We start from the raw sequence: 1,751 nt of genomic DNA, 5'->3' as shown, positions 1-1,751 counted from the left end.
CCAGCACCAGGATCTCGGGCGCCGGGCGCCAGGCCGCCTGGCGCAGCGCCTGCTGGCGCACCGCCTCGGCCCAGCGCCAGGTCAGGTGGCCGGCGACGACGCCCAGCACCCGGCCATCCTCGGCCAGGACCGGGGCGGCGGCATCGACGAAAGAGGCGCCCTCGCCGCCGCCCTGCGCCTCGGGCAGCAGGCGCGCCAGCAGCACGGCGGGGTGGACATCGCCCAGATGCGGGCCGCGCAGCCCGGGGCCGAACCAGGGTCGCGCCGCCACGTCCACCCCCTCCAGCAGCCGGCCGGTCGCGGCGATGATGCGGCCATCGGCGCCGGCGAAGCCGATCCAGGAGAAGGTCGGCGCCGCCATGCGCAGATCCTCGAGCAGCTCGCGCGCCAGGGCCGGGTCGGGCGGCTGCTGGCGGAACACATGGAAGCGGGCCAGGCGTTCCACCTGCGCGGCCCAGGCGGCCAGCTCGCCATCCAGCCGGCGCGCCATGTCGGAGGCCTGGGCGGCCAGCCGGGTGCCGTGCTCGGCGGTCACGGCGCGGCGCGCATCCTGCTGGACCAGCAGGCTGGCCAGCGCCCCGGCGGCCAGGCAGATCGCCCCCACCATGACGCCATGCCGCAGCCCCGGCACCGACCACAGCCGCCCCCAGATGCCCGGGCGCCCCATCGCCGGCCTGCTCACATCCCGCCCCCGTTGCAGAATGGGCACCTTATGCACGCGGGCGTGGGCGCGGCCTAGAGGATTCAACCCGCCGTGACGGCTTCGTGCAGCGGCAGCAACCAGGGCACCAGCAGCACCGACAGCGCCATCACCAGCAGGGCCAGCGGCGTGCCGACGCGCAGGAAATCGGCGAAGCGGTAGCGCCCCGGCCCCAGCACCAGCGCGTTCACCGGTGAGGAGACCGGCGTCATGAAGGCGGTGGAGGAGGCCAGCGCCACGATCATGGCGAAGGGCAGGGGGGAGGCGCCCAGCTCGCGCGCCGCGGCGATGGCGACCGGCGCCATCAGCACCGCCGTCGCGGTGTTGGAGATGAACAGGCCGGTCACCGCCGTCAGGGCGAACAGGCAGGCCAGGATGGCGTGCGGCCCGGCCCCGCCCAGCCCCTGCACCAGGGCGCCGGCGGCCAGCGCGATGCCGCCGGTCTTCTGCAGCGCCAGCGAGAAGGGCAGCATGCCGATGATCAGCGCCAGGCTCGGCCAGTGGATGGCGCGATAGGCGGAATCAAGGTCGATGCAGCGCGTCGCCGCCATCAGCGCGCAGCCGATCAGCGCCGCCATGAGATGCGGCACCAGCCCGCTGACCATCAGCGCCACCATCACCGCGACCGCCAGCAACGCCTGCGGCGCGCGGGCGGCGGCGGGGGCCGGCTCCTCCAGCTCGGCCGGCTGGTTGAGCAGCAGGAAATCCCGCCCCTCGCGCTGCGAGCGGCGCAGATGCCGCCAGGGCCCGACCAGCAGCAGCGTGTCGCCGGTCTGCAAGGGCCGCTCCAGCGGCCGCTCCGGCACCGCCTGGCGGCCCTGGCGCAGCCCGACCACGACCAGCCCGTAGCGGTCGCGGAAGCCCGCCTGCAGCACCGAGCGGCCGAGCAGCGGCGAATCCGGCGTCACGATCACCTCGGCTAGGCCGAGCGGGCTGGGCTGCGCCGTCATCGCCTCCTGGTCCAGCGGCAGCGCCTCCAGGCCGAGCGCCGCGCAGCGCGCCGCCAGCGCCGCCTCCGGCACCGGCCATTCGGCCAGCAGCACGTCGCCGG

2 protein-coding genes are annotated in these 1,751 nt (G+C 75.7%); both read right to left on the bottom strand.

The features are described 5' to 3' along the window. Window positions 1–667 (bottom strand): PDC sensor domain-containing protein (locus tag HMPREF0731_RS19505; RefSeq protein ID WP_007005935.1); only part of this gene is annotated, 667 nt, incomplete at its 3' end. 77 nt (window positions 668–744) lie between these two features. After that, window positions 745–1,751: SLC13 family permease (locus HMPREF0731_RS19500; protein ID WP_007005934.1), on the bottom strand; the 1,007-nt coding region annotated here is incomplete at its 5' end.

Origin of the sequence: Pseudoroseomonas cervicalis ATCC 49957 (genome assembly GCF_000164635.1) — a bacterium.
GTDB lineage: Bacteria > Pseudomonadota > Alphaproteobacteria > Acetobacterales > Acetobacteraceae > Pseudoroseomonas > Pseudoroseomonas cervicalis.
Note: the sequence above shows the minus strand (reverse complement) of the source record. Positions and strands in the feature narration are given on the sequence as shown.